Source organism: Lactiplantibacillus paraxiangfangensis, from assembly GCF_036246185.1.
Taxonomy (GTDB): Bacteria; Bacillota; Bacilli; order Lactobacillales; family Lactobacillaceae; genus Lactiplantibacillus; species Lactiplantibacillus paraxiangfangensis.
Map to the genome: position 1 here is coordinate 16,625 of NZ_BTPW01000029.1, position 18,403 is coordinate 35,027.

An 18,403-nucleotide genomic window follows, 5' to 3' on the forward strand; every position below is an offset into this window, starting at 1 on the left:
AGTAAATGAAGCGTAGCGTGGTTTTAAGTGTTGTGATTGGTAGCTTGATCTTAGTTATGTCATTAGGGGCGAATGCCTATCAGCATAGCCAAATTAAGCAGGCACAACAACAGATTAGTCGCTTACAACAACAAAAGCGTCAAGTCAGCCAGCAATTGACTAAAACCAACCAACAAAAGCAGTTATTGAGCACCCAAATTGACAGTTATAAGACCTACCAAAATAATAAGGACAAAAGTCCGGCTGAACTTAACTTTAATACGGTGGTCACCAAGTTCTTTAAGGTCATGAATAACTTTAAGCCCAAGACCTACGGCCAGCGTAAAGATGGCGTGAAAGACTTGATTTCCGACAAGCTATATCAGCAATACTTTTCAAATAAGGGCACGTATGGTGATAGCAATAGTGTTTCAGCTAAGTTAAATCAACTGAACCTGTATACGCAAAGTAAGCAGGGGCAAAATATGAAAGGCTTGGCCGTTGTCAGTTACGAAAGTAAGAGTGGCGACAACGACTGGCAAAAGGCGACGGTACTTTATCAGGTGACCTTCGATACCACCACGGATCGAATCACCGCAGTCCAAAATTTAGGTAGTAGCTTTAAAGCCAGTGACCTTAATTAAGCGGGTTGGTAAGGCCCTAGCGGTAATCGTGGTGGTTTTAGCCGTTAGCGGGTTTGCTGGTCATCAATACGTCAATCACGTGGAAAAACAGCGGCCAGTTGTGACGCTGGCTAAGCACCCTGAAAAAGTGTTGTTCTTCTATCGCGATGATTGCCCGGATTGTCAGTCTATTTTCCATCAAATTTATTGGCACAACGCAATCAGTCACAACATCGTCTTGATTAACATGAATCAACCGCAGAATTGGCATTACATTCAAAAATATCAATTAACGTCAGTCCCAACCTTGATCCATGGTGAGCAACGGTACACCGGCACCAACCAACAAAGAATTAAACAGATAGTGGGTGATTAGATGAAAGACAAATTATTAAACAGCGTTAAAGCCAGTTGGCCGTACCTACTAACGCTAATCATTGGCTTGTATTTAGCGGAGATTTTAGCTGGCTCTGTCATGGCCTTGTCCCGCTATAAGTTGGCATTTGCAGATCATATGCCAACCGTATTAAAACAATTAGCCTTACACCCTTGGCACTATTACAACTTGTATTTGGGCCAAAAGAACCCAGTACTAATTATTGTCAGTGTCGCCGTGGTCCTATACACCATCTATTTTGCTTTGAAGCGCAATAGCAAACATAAAGCATGGGAAACTGCGGACACTGAAACCCACGGGAGCGCGACCTGGGGTAATCTAAAAGAATTGAGTGACCATTACTATAGTATCAATGCCAAAGACCTCACCACAGCATTTAACAAGAGTACCAAGGCCGAAATTCTCAAATCATTGGTGGATCGAGAAAAGTCAGCGAAGGGGGCAGATTAACATGAATGGCACCATTTTAGGGATCGTAGATAAACAGATTGTTTACCAGAATAATAGTACCAAACCCAACCGGAACATTTTTGTGGTCGGGGGCCCGGGGTCATATAAGACCCAGTCAGTCGTCATTACCAACCTGTTTAACGAAACGGAGAACAGCATTGTGGTAACTGACCCGAAAGGTGAATTATACGAAAAGACGGCCGGTATCAAACTAGCCCAGGGTTATCAAGTGCATGTCGTCAACTTCGCGAACATGGCGCACAGTGATCGCTACAACCCTTTTGATTATATTCAGCGCGATATTCAAGCCGAAACCGTTGCGACCAAGATCGTGCAAAGCGAAAATGCCGAAGGTAAGAAAGACGTGTGGTTCAGTACCCAACGACAACTTTTAAAAGCGTTGATCCTGTTTGTGATGAACCACCGTGCGCCCGACCAAAGGAATTTGGCCGGTGTAACGCAAGTCTTACAAGAAAACGATGTGGAGGCCGAGGAAAAGGGCGCAGATAGTCCGCTAGATACCTTGTTTCTTGATCTAACTATGACTGATCCAGCAAGACGCGCTTATGAGTTAGGGTTCAAAAAGGCCAAGGGGGAAATGAAAGCCAGCATTATTGAAAGCCTGTTGGCGACCATTTCGAAGTTCGTCGATCAAGAAGTGGCCGACTTTACCAGCTTTTCGGATTTTGATTTAAAAGAGATTGGCAATGACAAAGTGGTGCTATACGTGATTATCCCCGTCATGGATAACACTTATGAAAGCTTCATCAATCTGTTTTTCTCACAATTGTTTGATGAATTATACAAATTAGCCGCCGATCATCACGCTAAATTGCCCCACCAAGTTGACTTTATCCTTGATGAATTTGTCAATTTAGGGAAGTTTCCTAAGTACGAAGAATTTCTAGCGACGTGCCGGGGGTACGGTATTGGCGTGACGACCATTTGTCAGACCTTAACCCAGCTACAAGCCTTGTATGGCAAGGATAAGGCCGAAAGTATCTTAGGTAATCACGCGGTTAAAATTTGCTTGAATGCCGCTAATGATGTGACTGCGAAATACTTTAGTGATTTGTTAGGTAAATCGACCGTAAAAGTTGAAACCGGTAGTGAGAGTACCAGTCACAGCAAGGAAGAAAGCCACAGCAAGAGCGATAGTTACAGCTATACGAGCCGTTCGCTCATGACACCCGATGAAATCATGCGTATGCCCGAAGATCAGAGCTTATTAATTTTTAGTAATGCGCGGCCGGTCAAAGCTACAAAAGCGTTCCAATTTAAACTATTTCCAGGGGCTGATCATTTGGTTAACTTGTCACAAAACGAGTATCAAGGCCAACCAGAAGCCAGCCAGGAAACCAACTTTAAGAATAAGGTAGATAAGTGGAATCAAACAGTTAAAGCACAGCACCAAGCCAAAAAAGACGATCAGACAACTGATGATGAAGAAGAAAATCTACAGGATAGCATGGATCAAGACTTAAAAGTAAGGCACAAAAAGATGTTGGGTTAATGATTAAAAAGGAGGCTAAAATATGAAAAGTCTTTATTTCCACCCAGTTTTGGCAAGTGTCTTAGGCGATAAAATTTCGGGTGCTATTAATGAATGGCTTAAAGGCGTTTTTAGTGGGGCCATGAATGGTATAACATCATGGTGCAGAGCTATTTTCGATCAAATTGGTCAACATGAAACCGTCCTAGATCAATGGTATGCAATCTTTCTTACTTTTGCGACGTCCCTAGTGGTCGTTGTTGTATTGGGAAGAATTGTAGGAACTTTGCTAAAAGAGGCCGATGAAAGTACTGATGTTACTTGGGCTAATATTGTGATGGACAGTCTTAAATCAGCTGCCGCAATTCCGGTCATGGTCTTTTTACAAGGATTTTTACTGAAAGCAATCGTGTTTCCGCTCGGTAAATTTATGTTTTCAATGAATAGTAAATATACGGCTTCAATGATTACCGGTTCAAAAAATATTGGTGGAACATTGGCGATAGGATCGGTTATGTCACTGATATTATTAGGATTCTTTGCGATAGTGACCGTGTTCTTCTTCTTCAAAATGTGTATCTTTATGGCTGATATAGCCTGGTTCTATCTAACAATCCCGTTTGCGGCCATCAGTATCGCAACCGAGACTTGGGATTATAGTGGCACTTGGTGGAAGAAGTTAATTTACCTAAACGCTTCTATGCTCTCACAAGTGTTATCCATGACCCTATGTGTTTGGGGAGTTACCCATTGGGTTAGCAACGGAATTGGAGCTTTTGCTTTATCGATTGGTATGGGTTGGCTAGTATTGCATACACCGAAAGCTGTCGAGGACTTTTGGAGTTCGACTGGTGCTACTAAAGGCGGTTTAGCAGGGGCTATGAGAATGTTAAAAAATAGAATAAAGCATTAGGCCAAAAGGGGGGGTTATTTAAATGAAGTGGCGAGAAAAAATAAAAACGAAGTGGCGAGTTGATTCGCATGTCAATGTTTTTAAAGGAGCTCCACTTGACCACTTAATCTTCTACTATCTGTATCGATCACTAGAATGGTTCGTCATCGTTATGGGAGGTTTGCTAGTTCTATATGAAGTTTTAGCTTGCCTGTGGCTTGAAGTAATCGTTTTGCTAGTGGGTGGCAGTGGCCTAGTCATGATTCTAAGAAGCGGAGCTAAAAGTGAACATAAAGCTTACAAAGATTGCTTAAAGGAACGTCAACAGGCTTATGAGCAGGTCAAACAAGAGGACATGCAAGCACTTAGAAAACAAGCCTGGTTGGATAGTGCGAACCAAGGCAAAGAAGAATTAGAACAGAAACTGAATCGTAAGGAGTGAACGAACATGACCACTGTTATCTTAGCTGAAAAACCCAGTCAAGCCCGTTCATACGTAGAAGCATTTCAACAGCATACAAAAAAACAGGGTTACTATACGGTTAGTGACCCTGTTTTGCCCCAAAATACTGTAATCACGTATGGATTCGGCCATTTGGTCGAATTAGCAACACCAGAAAAATACGATCAAAAGTACCAGCAATGGGCCTTATCTAATTTACCGATTTTCCCCGACAAATACAAGTTTGAAGTGTCAACTAGTAAAAGAGCGCAATTCAAGATCGTTAAAGACCTGTTAGCGAAGGCCGATACCATTATTGTTGCCACCGATAGCGGTCGAGAAGGTTCCAATATTGCGTGGTCAATCATGAACCAAGCTCATATTGATGTTAAAAAGAAGACCATTAAGCGGCTATGGTTGAATAGTTTGGAAAAAGACGCCATTATTACCGGATTCAAAAATCTTAGCGATTGGCACAAAGACTATTTGGCTTATAAAGAAGCCCAAACCCGTCAAATTAGCGACTGGTTAATTGGAATGAATGGTAGTCCCTTATATACTTTGTTGTTAAGACAAAAAGGGGTACGCGGGGTGTACTCAATTGGTCGCGTGCAGACGCCAACCTTGTATATGGTTTATCAAAGAGACCAACTCATCAAAAACTTTAAGCCAGAACCCTATTTGGAACTGAATGCGGAAATTTTAGCTAATCAGCAAAAATTCGTCGCAAAATTAGACCCCTATCAACGGTTTAAAGACGAAGCAGGGCTAATAACATTCATGCAAGCTAAACACGTTCAGAAAGGCTTACAGGACGGTTTAATCAAGGACGTGCAAAAGCAGGCTAAAAAAAGCGCCAGTCCACAGTTGTTTTCGCTTTCTAGTCTGCAAAGTGCCATGAACAAACGGTATCATGCCAGTGCAAGCCAAACCTTAGCGGCCATTCAGAGTTTATACGAAGCTAAATTTCTTAGCTATCCCCGAACCGATTGTGCTTATATCACTGATGAAGAATTTGATTATTTAGTGGCTAATCTGACGAAGTATCTGGGGTTAGTCTCTACGCCAGTCGCTTTAACCAATACCACCCCGAATAAGCGTTATGTTAATGGAAAAAAAGTTGAAGAACACTACGCCATTATCATGACTAAAGTCGTGCCGACGAAAGAGAAACTAGCCAGCTTACCTAAATTACAGCAACAGGTTTATGATTTAGTTTTAAGAACGACGTTAGCGATGTTTGCTGATCCGTACGAGTACGAAGAAACCACCATTATCACCCAGGTTGGCGATGCCAGTTTTAAAGCAACCGGTAAGGTACCAACTAAGCTAGGCTGGCAAGCTTTATTTGATGATCACAAAGCCGACCAGCAAGAGGTAGCAACTTTACCGCTCGTTCACCAAGGCGATCAAGTCCAAGCCAACCTGCAAACGCCGCAAAAAGAAACGACACCACCGGTACCCTTTACCGAAGGTACCCTGATTACGGCAATGAAAACCGCCGGTAAAACGCTTGATGATGAAGAAGCCCAGGCGATTCTCAAAGACGTGCAAGGTATTGGGACAAGTGCAACCCGGGCAAATGTGCTGGAAGTGTTAAAGAAGCGCGGCTATCTCGTCACTGAAAAGAACAAGTTACACGTCAGTGAAGCAGGGATTACTTTATGTAAAGCGGTCGAACTCGAATCCTTGTTAACTAGCCCAGAGATGACAGCGAAATGGGAGCAAGCGTTACAACAAATCAGTACCGAAGAACGTACCCCAGATAACTTTTTGAACCAAATCAAAAAGTTCGTGGCAAAGTTGATTGCTGAGGTCCCCGCGCAATTAACTGGCAGTGCAGCCATTAAGCAACAAATCAATCACCAACAGCAAGCGCAAAAAGCCGCCGAAGTATTCTTAGAAACGCCGCAAGCGACCGTTTTAAATAAACAGAAGTTTTACATTGTGAAGCCTAAGCAAGGCGAAGACTTTACCCTTCCCAAGAAATGGAGCAGTAAAACCCTCGGTAAAACTGCGATCAAAGCCTTAATCACTAAGGGGGAAACCAGCAAACTAAAGGGGTTCAAGAGCAAAAAAGGAAAGTCGTTTGACGCCAAGTTAAAGCTTGACGGCCATAAATTAAGTTTTGATTTTGATTAGAACCTGCCTACCGCCCTACACTACGTTCCGGTTGGTGAACCCGTCATTTAGGTTCACTTTTACAACCCTAAAAGTAAACCTAAACAACGGGTGAGATTAGCAAAACAAAGGAGATCATAAATATGGATAACGAATTAACAGTCATTGGGAGTGAATTACCGGTTTTGCAGACTAAAGGAACCTACAAGTATTTAAAAGAAATTACTGGTAACGGGGCCTATTATCAAGTAGCTTGGCAAAAATTAGCTGATGGCTACGTTGCCCTTTATGGCACGACCTCGATTCAAATAAGATCATTGCCGACATTGAATGATATTTTTGAAGATGAGGAGGGGTAGACAATGCCGAGTAAAGCAGACGTTAAAGCCTGGAAAGCACAATTGGTCGCCCAGGCTGAACAACAAATCCTAAAATTAACTGATAGTGGCCAATTTAAAAAGTACCTCAATACCTTAGCTAAATTCCATCATTATAGCGCCAGAAACATTGATTTGATTTATGCGCAAAATCCGCAAGCGACCCAGGTCGCGGGCTTTAAGCAATGGCAAACAGATTTTAACCGCACCGTTAATAAGGGCGCTAAGTCCATTCGAATTGCAGCACCGATTATTAAGAAATTAACACCCGCTGAGCAAAAGCGACTTGATACTACCGACGAAAGGGCCATTGTTGGTTATCGTTACCTACCCATCTTCGACGTGGCACAAACTAGTGGTGACCCTGTCCTAAGCGCTAAAGACTTTGTCAAAGAAAATTTGGCTGATCATCAGAATGTGACAAGCTTATATAACGCGTTCAAAGATTATTTAAACCAGCACCCCGACCTTAAAGTCAGTGAAGTTCCTTTAGCGACGCTAAATGGGGCTAAGGGGTATTTTCAACCCAGCACTAATGAAATCGTCATTGGTGGCGATGAGCCCGACAATGCTTTGAAACTAAAGACGTTATATCACGAATATGCGCATAGTCAGTTACATGGGTTAAAATCAGCCTTTAAAGATCGCCCACGAGCCTATCAGGAAACCCAAGCCGAAGCGGTCGCATATGTTGCCATGCAAAATATTGGCGTTGATACCAGTAACTATTCACTCGGTTATGTGGCTACCTGGTCTAAAGATACAGCTGTGATCCATAGTGCTTTAAGTGAAATCCAGCAAGTTAGCAACAAAGTGATTGAGCTTAGTGACGGGTTAACCAAACAACTAGGCTTACAAGAAGCACAAAAAGAGCCCGAGCATGATTTAAAAAAGCTATCAGCTCAGTCACTGAATAAGTCCTATCAAAGCTTGCAACAACAAGTTCAGCAAGCAACGAATCCACAACAAAAATCAGAACTAAAAAATAAATTAAATGATGTACACCAGAAAATTAGTGATCGAACTCAAAAACAGCTACAAGCATTTGCTGAACAGAATCCGGAAATCAAACAATCCGAATCCGAACCCGATCAAAGTCTAAAACGTTAGCCAGTTTTTAAAGGGCATGCTATAATGGAAACAGAAAAGGAAGCCCCGCCGAAAACAGGACTTCCCACGCAAGCCGCTTCAAAGGCGGTGGCATAATTACAAAACTATATTAATGTCGTCCCGTAACTCGCCAAAGTTATAATCGGGGCGGCTTTTTTATTTGTGGTGCTTGTCGATATAGCTGAGTAGCGCGATTAAAAACGTGCCAAACAGCAACATCAACGAGAGTGTCTGGAAGACGCTCATTGACTGTGAAACCTTCCTGAAGATTATTCCATGTTCCCATGGGCCTCACCTCGCAAGGGAAAAGACAGCCACCGCCCTTAAAACTTCCTGCGTAATTCATTATACAGGTGAATTAAGTGTTGACCAAGCACAATAAAAATTAAGTCATGGGGTTTCATAGGATCCTAAATTTGATCAAATTAAGAATCAGCAAAACATCTTTTGTAGATACCCTTTTTTAAGTTCTTGGAGTTTTTCAAGCTTACGCTGATGAAGAGCGATAGTGTCATCCAATTGTTTGAAGAACGAACCTATTTTTTGTTGTTCATCAATATTAAATGGGACGGTTATAGATAGTCCTTTTAATGATTTTTGACTAACTCCTTTAGCAGTTCCACCGCTTGATAATGCTGATAAATTATTGAAAACTAAAGGAGATTTTAATAATACAGCTAAGAAGTCATTGGTCATCATATCTTCTTTGGTTTCAAATGCAACAGTTCTTTGACTTAAAATATACCCGTTATTATCAGGTACTTGAGCTACATTACCCATAGGAGCCTCTGTTGTGAAGAGAACCTGTCCTTTTTTTAGTTCTTTTCCTGACATCCATTTTTTGTATAAGTTCTCATCACCATAGTGAGCATCAGCTAACGGATCAATATATCCATTTTTTACGTTCAAAGCGGATAAAGCTAAATATCCAGACTCACTCCAGTCCATACCTAACTTTTTAGGAGTTCTACCTCTAAAATCTATTGTTGAAGCTATACTTTCAAAAAACTTACGCTCTTCCCAAGCGTCAGCAAACCCTGCAAATCTTAATTGCGGGAACTTGCTGCCATTTTCGGGGAACAATTTCTGCAAATAGCCCTGTTTAAGTTCCTTAAGCTTAGCTAACTTACGCTGATGAAGAGCGATAGTATTATCCAGTTGTTCGAAGAATGAACCTATTTTTTTTTGTTCTGAAAGTTCAGGTACCATAATCGACATTTTCGACATTTGCTTACCTGAAACCTCAACAAAAGTAGATCCTGCACCGGTGACTTCACCATATCGCTTAAGTTCATTAGTTCTTGAATAAATAAAATAACTATCAAGTTTATTTGGATTAGGAACAATTGATTGAAACCCTTGGTTAGTTGCAGCTTCTTTGCCTAATATAGCGGTGTTTCCGATACCAGCACGAGAAGTAAATAAGACAGTTCCTACTGGTAAAATTCTAGCTGAGCTCTTCTTTAGACCTAGTTCAGTAATAGTCTTTTTACTTTTACTAACATACCTTTGTTCTCCAATTTCAGCTGGAGCATACCAGTCAATATCACCGTCCCAGTATTCAGAGTTCGATGTACTTGGTGTTCCACCACCCACAATATTAGATAATTCTCCCAACTTACGCTCTTCCCAAGGATCAGTGAAACCGTTAAATCTTAATTGCGGATATTTAGCTTGGTTATCTTTCATTGTGGGCCTCCGGTTTTGAATGGTCATTAGCCTGGGTGGTCACTAACTGGCTAGCCAATTCATTAAAGGCTTGTTCATTCTGACTGATCTCCTCGTCCAGTTGCTTTAGATCAGTTTTAACTTGGCCCAGATCAATCTCGGGTTCCGGTTCAAACGTATCAACGTAGCGCGGAATATTTAAGTTATAGTCATTCTCCTTGATTTCCGCCGGTGAGGCCACGTGGGCATATTTATCGACATCTTGCCGGTTTTGATAAGTCGTCACAATTTTTTGAATATTGGCTGCCGTTAGCTTATTTTGATTCTTGTCCTTTTCAAATTCCCGAGACGCATCAATAAATAAGACGTCATCAGTGGTTTTATGTTTCTTTAAAATCATGATCAACGTTGGAATACTGGTGGAATGAAAAATATTAGCGGGTAGCCCAATAATGGCATCAATCCGGTTATCCAGCAGAAGCTTTTGGCGAATTTTGCCTTCCTTAGCCCCCCGAAATAGCACGCCATGGGGTAGGACAATGCCCATAGTCCCATGTTCCTGCAAATGATAAAAGCCATGTAGTAGGAAGGCAAAGTCGGCTTTAGATTTAGGCGGTAAGACGCCATAGTCGCGGAAGCGAGGATCAGACAAGCGTTTGTCACTATTATCCCAGTGTGCCGAGTAGGGTGGGTTCATAACAACCGCATCAAATAAGTAAGGTTCGTCAACCGGCCAATCTTTACTTAATGTGTCGCCATTGCGTAAGTGCATATCGTCATACGAGACGCCGTGCAACATCAAGTTCATTCGGGCTAGGTTATAGGTTGTGGTATTCAATTCTTGACCGTGGTAACTCACTAAGCCCGGATTTTGCACGTGCTGTCCGACATTTAATAGCAGTGAACCAGAACCAACTGCTGGATCATAGATAGTCCGCACTTGGTTATCACCTTCATTGCGCTGATAGGTCACAATCTGGGCAATAATGTCGGACACCTGCCGTGGGGTATAAAATTCACCCGCTTTTTTACCAGAATCACTGGCAAATTGCGCGATTAAGTATTCATAGGCGTCACCTAGGACGTCGCCTTGATGATGGATAAGATCAATCGCATTTAAAGCTAACATAGTATCACTAATAGTTTGGTTCCGTTGTTGTAAAGAACTGCCTAATTTATTACTACTTAAATCCACATCGGCAAACAAGCCCGAAAAGTCTTGCGCTGAAGATAGATTTTGTGTCGACTGTTCCAGATCATGAAGTGCTTGAGATAAATCGTCTAACGCAAAAGCATGGGCTTGAATCTTGCCAATCAGAGTGGCGTACAACGCCTGGGGTTGAATTAAATAGCCTAGCGTGTTTTGCAAATACTCCACTAAACTGGGCTGCACCGAGACGCCTTCCAATTCAAACTGCGGATCCATATATTGGGCATATTTCTGGGTGACATTTTCGGTTTCACCCGCCCATTCACTAAAGGTCGTCAAGGTTTTCTCGGATAGGAACCGATAAAAAATTAACCCTAATAAATAATTTTTATATTCAGAAGCGTCCATTTTCCCGCGTAAGACATCGGCCGCATTCCATAAGGCGCTTTCAAGTTGACTAGCTTGCGTTGTTTTTTCTGACATTGTTTAACCTCACTTATTTTTGTAAATAGATTGCCAAATCGTGTTCAATAAACTGTCGCCAAGCAGCCTGGGACTTAATCCGGTATAGTGGCAAAACAGCTGGAATCTTTGGCCCAGTGGCAGTTTGAGCTTGTAAGGCCGCTGTTAAACTTGCTGACTGCGTTAATTCTTGTTCATGATGCCATTCATCGGTACCCACGGTGTGTTCACGCGCCACCCGCAATAGGGCTGTTTGATCTAAGCCCCACGTGTGGGCGAATACCGACGTTTTTTTGACCAATTGTCTCTGGGCATAATCAGCCACCAACTCCCGAGCATTCAACGCTACTGGCGCTTGATTTGGGGTGCTCTGTTGCTGCGACTGTTGCATTTGTTGCTCAATATAGGGCATGGCTTCGCGAATTAACTGGGCCTGTTGCGGTTGCGTTTCCGCCAATTTATTCAAACTAGCCTGTACTTTGGCACTGTTTTGCAGGTAATCGGTCATATGCGCTTGGGCTTGATCAGGCGTCGAGTACTGTTGCTGTTCATCAATCCAATCTTGAATTAATTGCGTCAAATAATCATAATCCACCAAGACGACTGAACCAACGGCTAGGGAAAAGTCTAAGGCAGCTAATTCTTCGGGGACTTTCTCAGGCTCTTGGTTAGTAACCGCCGCTTTAATCCGCAGATATTTACCCGTATAGGATTCTACTTCGGGCTGAGCGATACCAAAGGCCTTTTCACTGTTTTCCCAAGTGAAATCGTTGTACATCGATAAGGAATTCAATTGTTGATTCACTTGGCGAAAGGCTTTCACAAACTGTACCTTAGCAGTGGTTCCTTTCAGGTCATCGGCCGCCGTCGGCGTTTGAGCAATAGCTTTTAAATCCGCCACAGCCTTTTGAAATTTTAAGACGGCCTGCTGATAAGTGGGACGAATGATGACATTAAAAGAGCCTTCGCCACTATATAACTTGTAAGCTTCACGTTCATTAGCTTCCATGATTGCCGGCACCCGAAAGGTCACAATTTGGCCTTCTTGTTTTAATTCCCGGTTTTGGAGCCGGTTGGTGCGTGAGTAGGCTTGAATGAGTTCTTGATAAGCTAAGGTGCGGTCAACAAAGAGCGTATTTAGCCGAGGGGCATCAAATCCCGTTAATAATCGCCGCACCACAATCACTAAATTAATTTCTTGATCGGGTTTCAAATGAGCAAAGACCGCCTCACGCCGAGCAGCCCGTTTTGCGACATCTTCGTTATAGAGATTCAAATCGGCTAAATCAAAATTAGTGTGATACTGCTGATTATAATCCTTTAAAATGGTGGCCATTTGGTCATGTTTGTGCGCACTCTGATCTTCGTTTTCACTTAATGAATAAGTAATCGCAATTCGGGGCCAATCAGGATCTAGCTGATTGTGAGTAGTCTTTTTCGCGGCTTTAAAGGCTTGATAATAGCGTTGCGCCATTTCAATGGAGCTGGTGGTTAAAATCGCATTGTAGTTGCCATGCCCCAAGCTGGTTTTACGTGGGCCTTTTTGTAAAATATATTGAACAACTTGTTGGATATGTTCATCAGTCTCAAAGTCAGCCGGAGTTAAATACGTTTCTTCCAAGTCCTTGACTGACATCGCTTGAATCTTGGCTTGAATTTTCGCTTCATCAGCCGTACTCAGCAGGCGGCCTTGCTTATCACGACGCGCTTTGACGCGCTGAGTTTCTTTTTCGAGGGCCCGGGTTATTAACGTGTCTTTCCCAATCGTCGTTACGTGTTCCACGTTAAACGGTAACACGGCTTGGTCCTCTAAGGCGTCTCGCAAGTTATAAACATGACAGACTTTACCAAATAGCTCCTCCGTCGTAACTGCTAGATCACCTTTGAGCTGTTTCTTATTTTCATTAAAAATGGGGGTGCCAGTGTAACCATACCAGTTACTATTGATAAACGCTGCTCGAATTTCCTTTTGCATCTTACCAAACTGCGACCGGTGGGCTTCGTCAACAAAGAAGATCCCCCGTTGTTTTAAAGTCTTACTAAAGCGGGATTGCTTACCGGTTGCCAGCTGGGCTTGCGTTTTTTTGACCGCCCGATGGAGTTTTTGAATCGAGGTGACCAAGACTTTACCGTCATTTTGTTGCAACTTACGCATTAAATCTCCGGTATTTTGCGCTTCTTTAATGGCAATATCGTCATTGGCAGCATAGGCACTAAAGTTGCTAGTTGTCTGTTCGTCTAAATCTTTCCGGTCAACTAAGAAGATGACCTTATCGACACCAGGATCTTGCGCCGCTAATTTAGCGGTTTTATATGAGGTGAGTGTTTTACCAGAACCCGTGGTATGCCAAACAAAGCCATCTTGATGGTCATGAATCCGGTGCATCACGGCTTCAATCGCATAGATCTGGTAGGGCCGTAAGAGAATTAAGCTTTGCCGCTCTTGATCGATGACCGTATATTCACTGACCATTTTGTGGGCCATGGGAATATTAAGAACTTGGCGCGTGAACGCTAAGCCGTTTTCCACGGGGTGATTATCCCGCGTTCGCCAATTGAACAAAAAAGCTTTATTGAAATGATCCGGTTCGGCATTCGCAAAATACGCCGTACTATCCGGCGTCATAATCACAAACATTTGCAGCAGCGAGTAAATTCCCGTATATTTACCTTCCTGCGCGTATTTTTCAATTTGATTAAAAGCTTGGTTAAGTTCAACCGTGGCTTTTTTTAGTTCCAATTGAATTAAGGGTAACCCATTAATCAATAGGGTTACGTCAAAACGGCGATCAGGATCGACATCCTGAGTACCAGCTAACCGTGGTCGCACTGCTTGTCGGACCACTTCATAACTAGATTTACCACCAGCAACGTCCGCTTTCCAAAACAACTCGAGCGTCACCGTGCTCAGCTTAGCATCATCACGTTCAACTTCAACTTTGCCAATGCCATTTTCGGCAGCTAGTAATTTAGCCGCTTCGTAAGGTGTTCGGACTTCAATTGCCCGTTTAACCTGATTAAACTCAGTATCAGTTAAAGGGTGTCCCTGCAATTTAGCATAGTTATTGTTATTTAATTTATCGCGAAAATTAGCCCATAATTGATCCGGCGTCGCACCATATAGGTCTTTTCGTTCCACCCATTGGTTACTCCCGGTCGTTAAGGTTTTAACAACTTCTTTTTCAAACGACAGTTCCAACATAAAAACAGTCCTTCCCCCACCTTTAAATTACTCACTAGTTTATTATACGCGAACTGCTTGGCATTTAGGCTTTATAATTTAATATAGCCGGGATAGAATAAAGGCAGATTGCAAGAAATAACTTGAACGAATTTAATGACGTAAATTAAGCAAGAAAGTACGCTGCCAGAAATAGTACAACGCGAATTTGGGGAGGAAGAATAGTATGAAAGCTGATAGCATACACTTATTTGATTTCCTGGGGAGTGGTAAAACAATTTTTGAAATTCCTGTTTTCCAGCGAAATTATGAGTGGGATAGAGAACAATGTAAACAATTATTTAAAGACCTAACCGTTGCGGCGCAAACTAATACTGATCATTTTATTGGTGCAATTGTTTATGTTACCGAAACCGGTAATAAGATGAGTCATATATATCGCATCATTGATGGTCAGCAGCGCTTAACAAGCTTAACTTTACTATTAAAAGCATTGTCGGTTGCTGATGAACACGACCAAGCGGAAATTGAGGAAGAGTATTTAACTAATAAATATCTGGATGATAATAATCATCTTAAACTAAAACCGGTTGAACATGACTATGAAGCATTTTATTCAGTAATGAATAGGTTAGATTTTGATAAGCCTTCAAAAGTTATCGATAATTATCGCCTTTTTCAAAAACTGATTAAAAGCAGTGACATCGATAGTTCTAAACTGTATGAAGCGATGAACCATTTTAATATGGTTTACATTGAGTTAAGTAGCGATCCAAATGAAGAAAATCCACAAGTTGTTTTTGAGAGTTTAAATTCGACGGGAGTTTCGTTATCACCTTCTGATCTAGTTCGAAACTTCCTATTAATGAGACTTGATTCACAGCAACAAACGAAATTATATAAAAATTATTGGGTTAAAATTGAGCGTATGTTTGCTACTAAAACATTTGCTGAATTTATTCGGCATTATTTGGTTGTCAAAACACATACGTCAGTTAAAAAGAATGGTGTATATAGTAGCTATAAGGACTACTTCATTTCAAATGGGTTAAGTTCCGAACAAGCTCTCGCTGACCTCTTTAAATTTGCTAGTTACTACGATCAAATTTTGAATCACAAATCTGCTGATGATCGGTTTAATAAGATATTAGAGCATATCAATGTGATGGATAGTAAGGTTGTATTTCCTTATCTAATGCTATTAATGGATTTAGTAGATACAGCAAAAATTAATCAAGAAGAAGCCATTCAGTTAGCACATATTTTGGAAAGTTATCTTTTCCGATTAAAGGTATGTCAAATGCCAACAAATGGTTTAAATAAAATTGTCGTAGGCCTATGTGATTTATCTAAAGAGGGTGGTAACCTACGCCTCAGGTTACTTCGGTTGCTAAAGGCAAACTTTCCAGACGATCGAAAGTTATTGGAAAGTTTGATGGTAGTGGACCTTTATCATCAAAGAAATCATTTAGCAAAGTTATCATTGGTGATCCTTGAAGAACATAGGACCCGAGAAACAATTAATTTTGATGATGCACAGGTTGAGCATATCATGCCACAACGATTGAACGCAGAATGGCGACTTCAGGTTGCTAATGCTGATAAGGTTAAAGAACAGTATGGTGGTACGCTTGGTAACCTGACTTTAACTAAATATAATCAGGAGATGAGTAATAAGCCTTATAGTGAGAAAAAAGAATTTTATAAGGACTCAAATGTTTCTCTTACTCGAGAAGTTGCTGAAACGTATAATCAATGGGGAAAAGAAGCAATTATCGACCGCACTAAAGAGTTAACAGATGAGTTAATCCAAATCTTTCCGATGCCAAACATCAAAGAAGTTAATGAAGAAGAAATTACTGGTGAGTACACAATTGATCAAACAGTTGATGTGACGGGTAAAGCCCCTGTTCAAATAACAATTAATGAAAACGAATATCCAGTAAAAACATGGAAAAAAATGTTGAAAATCTTCCTCAATGATCTTTGGAATAGGGATAGTCTTAATTATGATCGGATTAAAGAAAACGATCAGATAAGTCGAATGCTCTTTAGGCCTCACAACGCACCGGCCACGCTTGAAAATGGTACCGTAATCGAAACAAATTTCTCCGCTTCGGTTATTCTAGCCATTATTGCCAAGATTTCTGAGATTTGTGATATTACAGACCAAGTCTCATATACGGTGAAATAATGTATGTGAGTACCTTGCGAATAATAGATTCACGTGAAGTTGAAAAGTATTAACTCAATTAGATGATCAGTTATCAAATAGGCGTTTCATAATTTGCTATGCTATGGGTAATCACTGATGGTAAAATATGAATGTAAATGGCAAATTACAAGTTTAATCCGAACAAGCCCGGAATCTTTCAATGGCAGTCTGTTGATGATGTATTTTTAATGGTCGTTGATTAATTAGTTCAAGTGCTGCTAGGATCTCATCAGTCGTTACTTGGCTAAAATTGGTCTTTTTCGGGAAGAACCAGCGTAACCGTCTATTAAAATATTCATTGGAACCTCGCTCCCATGGTGAATATGGATGGCAAAAATAAACTTTGATCTGATAATCCTGTTCTAAGGCCTGATAATTGGCAAACTCTTTACCATGATCAACAGTAATGGATTTTACTTGGGGACCGAAGGCCCCCATAAACTTGCCAAAGGCGGTGTTTAGAGCCTTAGCCGTTCTATTAGGGGCTTTGATGGCCCATAGAAGTCGGGTCTTACGTTCTACGAATGTAACCAGACATGATCGTGACTCACTTCGACTAGAAAGCACCGTATCTACTTCCCAATGACCAAAAGCTAACCGTTGATTAACAGTTGTTGGCCGTTGTTCGATGGAAGTCCCACTTGTAAATTTCCCACGATTTTCGCTCACTCGGTGCTGGCGGACATTCCGATTGGGTAGATCAGTCAATTTGAAGGGGAGCCAGCCACGATTAAGCCAATTATAAATTGACGCAGTGCTCAAGTTATAAGCGGCCGCAATGGTTTCTGGTGACCAGGTTAATCGTAAGTGATTGGTAATTAAAGTCGCTAATGCTGCCGTCAGCATCGAACGACGACCGCAATTCCGCCTTTTGCGATCTGCATCTTGCTGAGCTAATTCTGGATCATAAGGTTTAACCCGGTCCAACTCATAGCTAATCGTAGCTTTGGCGACGCCTAAGGCGTCAGCCATTACTTGGTAAGATTTATTCCCCTCATTGACCAGTTGTGCTAGTGCGCCACGTTGAAAACGTGATAAAGTAGATGTACCCAAAGTAATCACTCCCTATATTGGTTGGAATTAGCTACTACCATTGTAAGTGATTGCTTTGGGCTTTTTAATTTCTGTTCGGATTAATTATAGAATTTGCCACTATGTTAAAAATAATTAAAAGGGGTTGATCATGGTGAAACAAGGTACCAGTTACGAAGAGTTTTGCACTGAGGTTGTTAGGATATTAACAGCACAAGGTGATGATTTTTTAAATGTTAAAGTGGAAAACATAAAACATGATGATCACATTGTTGGCAAAACAGGGGTAAAACATCAAATTGATATACGTGCAAATTTTAGGGATAAAGACGGGAAAATTATACCAATAGATATTGAATGTAAAGATTACCAATCTAACGTTCCTATGGAGAAAATAGCAACATTAGATAGCGTTGCTAGAGATATAGGAGCAATGCCTGTATTTATGGCAAAAGTTGGATATCAGAATGGCGCACAAGTTTACGCTAAAAGATTAGACATTCCAATAAAAACTTTTAAGGTTACTGATTCAAAACATGCTTCTTGGGATAAATCCAATCGTATAAGAACGATAAAAACACACATGAATTTAGTTCAATACAACCCAATGGACATCCATATCTTTGTTAAAAACAAAAAAGATGATAATTATTTAAAAAATGTTGAATTAAACAATATATTTATTGTTGGATTGAAGTCAATATCTGAGACAGGTTTTAAGAGACATTCAGAACCGCGTTTACCTTCCACAGCTCAAATAAATCATTAATCGTGATTAATAACTTATTTGAACCATGGAAAGCATTAAATCA

The 18,403-nt window shown here is 41.2% G+C and carries 16 protein-coding genes; 11 read left to right on the forward strand and 5 right to left on the reverse strand.

Annotated elements, in window-relative coordinates:
• Positions 1-5: 5 nt before the first annotated feature.
• From AAA939_RS13120 to AAA939_RS13160, 9 genes are all read left to right on the forward strand, one after another.
• Positions 6-623 (forward strand): hypothetical protein, encoded by a 618-nt coding sequence (locus AAA939_RS13120; RefSeq protein ID WP_338230922.1) that lies wholly within the window; start codon positions 6-8, stop codon positions 621-623.
• Positions 610-978, forward strand: coding sequence for a thioredoxin (locus tag AAA939_RS13125; protein ID WP_125591052.1), 369 nt, complete (start codon positions 610-612; stop codon positions 976-978). Before AAA939_RS13120 ends, AAA939_RS13125 begins: the two co-directional genes overlap by 14 nt.
• Positions 979-1,449, forward strand: a complete 471-nt coding sequence (locus tag AAA939_RS13130) for a conjugal transfer protein (protein ID WP_125591051.1) — start codon at positions 979-981, stop codon at positions 1,447-1,449. It abuts the gene before it with no gap.
• A 1-nt stretch (position 1,450) separates the two neighbouring features.
• A complete protein-coding gene (locus AAA939_RS13135) occupies positions 1,451-2,962 on the forward strand; it encodes a VirD4-like conjugal transfer protein, CD1115 family (RefSeq protein WP_338230924.1) in 1,512 nt (503 codons plus the stop codon).
• Between the two features lie 22 nt (positions 2,963-2,984).
• On the forward strand, positions 2,985-3,854 hold the full coding sequence (locus AAA939_RS13140) for a conjugal transfer protein TrbL family protein (RefSeq protein ID WP_062688611.1): 870 nt from the start codon (positions 2,985-2,987) through the stop codon (positions 3,852-3,854).
• A 22-nt stretch (positions 3,855-3,876) separates the two neighbouring features.
• On the forward strand, positions 3,877-4,275 hold the full coding sequence (locus AAA939_RS13145) for a hypothetical protein (protein WP_125591049.1): 399 nt from the start codon (positions 3,877-3,879) through the stop codon (positions 4,273-4,275).
• Positions 4,276-4,281: 6 nt separating this feature from the next.
• Positions 4,282-6,417 carry a type IA DNA topoisomerase gene (locus AAA939_RS13150; RefSeq protein WP_338230925.1) on the forward strand — a complete coding sequence of 712 codons (2,136 nt, stop codon included), beginning with the start codon at positions 4,282-4,284 and terminating at the stop codon, positions 6,415-6,417.
• 122 nt (positions 6,418-6,539) lie between these two features.
• Positions 6,540-6,755, forward strand: coding sequence for a hypothetical protein (locus tag AAA939_RS13155; RefSeq protein ID WP_202960505.1), 216 nt, complete (start codon positions 6,540-6,542; stop codon positions 6,753-6,755).
• Positions 6,756-6,758: 3 nt separating this feature from the next.
• Positions 6,759-7,883 (forward strand): ArdC-like ssDNA-binding domain-containing protein, encoded by a 1,125-nt coding sequence (locus AAA939_RS13160; protein WP_338230926.1) that lies wholly within the window; start codon positions 6,759-6,761, stop codon positions 7,881-7,883.
• 156 nt (positions 7,884-8,039) lie between these two features.
• On the opposite strand, the gene AAA939_RS13165 is transcribed toward AAA939_RS13160, so the two are convergent.
• From AAA939_RS13165 to AAA939_RS13180, 4 genes are all read right to left on the reverse strand, one after another.
• The gene (locus AAA939_RS13165; RefSeq protein WP_021353390.1) at positions 8,040-8,129 is read right to left on the reverse strand and encodes a putative holin-like toxin; all 90 of its coding nucleotides are present in this window, start codon (positions 8,127-8,129) and stop codon (positions 8,040-8,042) included.
• Positions 8,130-8,315: 186 nt separating this feature from the next.
• Entirely contained in the window at positions 8,316-9,572 is a 1,257-nt protein-coding gene (locus tag AAA939_RS13170) for a restriction endonuclease subunit S (protein WP_338230928.1), read from the reverse strand.
• Complete coding sequence (locus AAA939_RS13175; RefSeq protein WP_338230929.1) at positions 9,562-11,184, reverse strand: type I restriction-modification system subunit M; 1,623 nt, start codon at positions 11,182-11,184, stop codon at positions 9,562-9,564. Before AAA939_RS13175 ends, AAA939_RS13170 begins: the two co-directional genes overlap by 11 nt.
• Before the next feature lie 13 nt (positions 11,185-11,197).
• Complete coding sequence (locus tag AAA939_RS13180; RefSeq protein WP_338230930.1) at positions 11,198-14,365, reverse strand: type I restriction endonuclease subunit R; 3,168 nt, start codon at positions 14,363-14,365, stop codon at positions 11,198-11,200.
• A 205-nt stretch (positions 14,366-14,570) separates the two neighbouring features.
• Between AAA939_RS13180 and AAA939_RS13185 the strand changes: the two genes are divergently transcribed.
• Positions 14,571-16,538 carry a DUF262 domain-containing protein gene (locus AAA939_RS13185; protein WP_338230931.1) on the forward strand — a complete coding sequence of 656 codons (1,968 nt, stop codon included), beginning with the start codon at positions 14,571-14,573 and terminating at the stop codon, positions 16,536-16,538.
• Between the two features lie 153 nt (positions 16,539-16,691).
• Here AAA939_RS13185 and AAA939_RS13190 read toward each other — a convergent pair whose 3' ends face one another.
• On the reverse strand, positions 16,692-17,612 hold the full coding sequence (locus tag AAA939_RS13190) for an IS30-like element ISLsa1 family transposase (protein ID WP_011373852.1): 921 nt from the start codon (positions 17,610-17,612) through the stop codon (positions 16,692-16,694).
• 130 nt (positions 17,613-17,742) lie between these two features.
• Here AAA939_RS13190 and AAA939_RS13195 point away from each other — a divergent pair, with 130 nt between their 5' ends.
• A complete protein-coding gene (locus AAA939_RS13195) occupies positions 17,743-18,360 on the forward strand; it encodes a hypothetical protein (protein ID WP_338230933.1) in 618 nt (205 codons plus the stop codon).
• Positions 18,361-18,403 lie beyond the last annotated feature (43 nt).

Bases quoted from the DNA above. Each gene is read 5' to 3' on its own strand.
- AAA939_RS13160 (WP_338230926.1), top strand. From the start codon at position 6,759: ATGCCGAGTAAAGCAGACGTTAAAGCCTGGAAAGCACAATTGGTCGCC.
- AAA939_RS13195 (WP_338230933.1), top strand. From the start codon at position 17,743: ATGGTGAAACAAGGTACCAGTTACGAAGAGTTTTGCACTGAGGTTGTT.
- AAA939_RS13145 (WP_125591049.1), top strand. From the start codon at position 3,877: ATGAAGTGGCGAGAAAAAATAAAAACGAAGTGGCGAGTTGATTCGCAT.
- AAA939_RS13130 (WP_125591051.1), top strand. From the start codon at position 979: ATGAAAGACAAATTATTAAACAGCGTTAAAGCCAGTTGGCCGTACCTA.
- AAA939_RS13135 (WP_338230924.1), top strand. From the start codon at position 1,451: ATGAATGGCACCATTTTAGGGATCGTAGATAAACAGATTGTTTACCAG.
- AAA939_RS13120 (WP_338230922.1), top strand. From the start codon at position 6: ATGAAGCGTAGCGTGGTTTTAAGTGTTGTGATTGGTAGCTTGATCTTA.
- AAA939_RS13140 (WP_062688611.1), top strand. From the start codon at position 2,985: ATGAAAAGTCTTTATTTCCACCCAGTTTTGGCAAGTGTCTTAGGCGAT.
- AAA939_RS13175 (WP_338230929.1), bottom strand. From the start codon at position 11,184: ATGTCAGAAAAAACAACGCAAGCTAGTCAACTTGAAAGCGCCTTATGG.
- AAA939_RS13180 (WP_338230930.1), bottom strand. From the start codon at position 14,365: ATGTTGGAACTGTCGTTTGAAAAAGAAGTTGTTAAAACCTTAACGACC.
- AAA939_RS13170 (WP_338230928.1), bottom strand. From the start codon at position 9,572: ATGAAAGATAACCAAGCTAAATATCCGCAATTAAGATTTAACGGTTTC.
- AAA939_RS13165 (WP_021353390.1), bottom strand. From the start codon at position 8,129: ATGAGCGTCTTCCAGACACTCTCGTTGATGTTGCTGTTTGGCACGTTT.
- AAA939_RS13155 (WP_202960505.1), top strand. From the start codon at position 6,540: ATGGATAACGAATTAACAGTCATTGGGAGTGAATTACCGGTTTTGCAG.
- AAA939_RS13150 (WP_338230925.1), top strand. From the start codon at position 4,282: ATGACCACTGTTATCTTAGCTGAAAAACCCAGTCAAGCCCGTTCATAC.
- AAA939_RS13185 (WP_338230931.1), top strand. From the start codon at position 14,571: ATGAAAGCTGATAGCATACACTTATTTGATTTCCTGGGGAGTGGTAAA.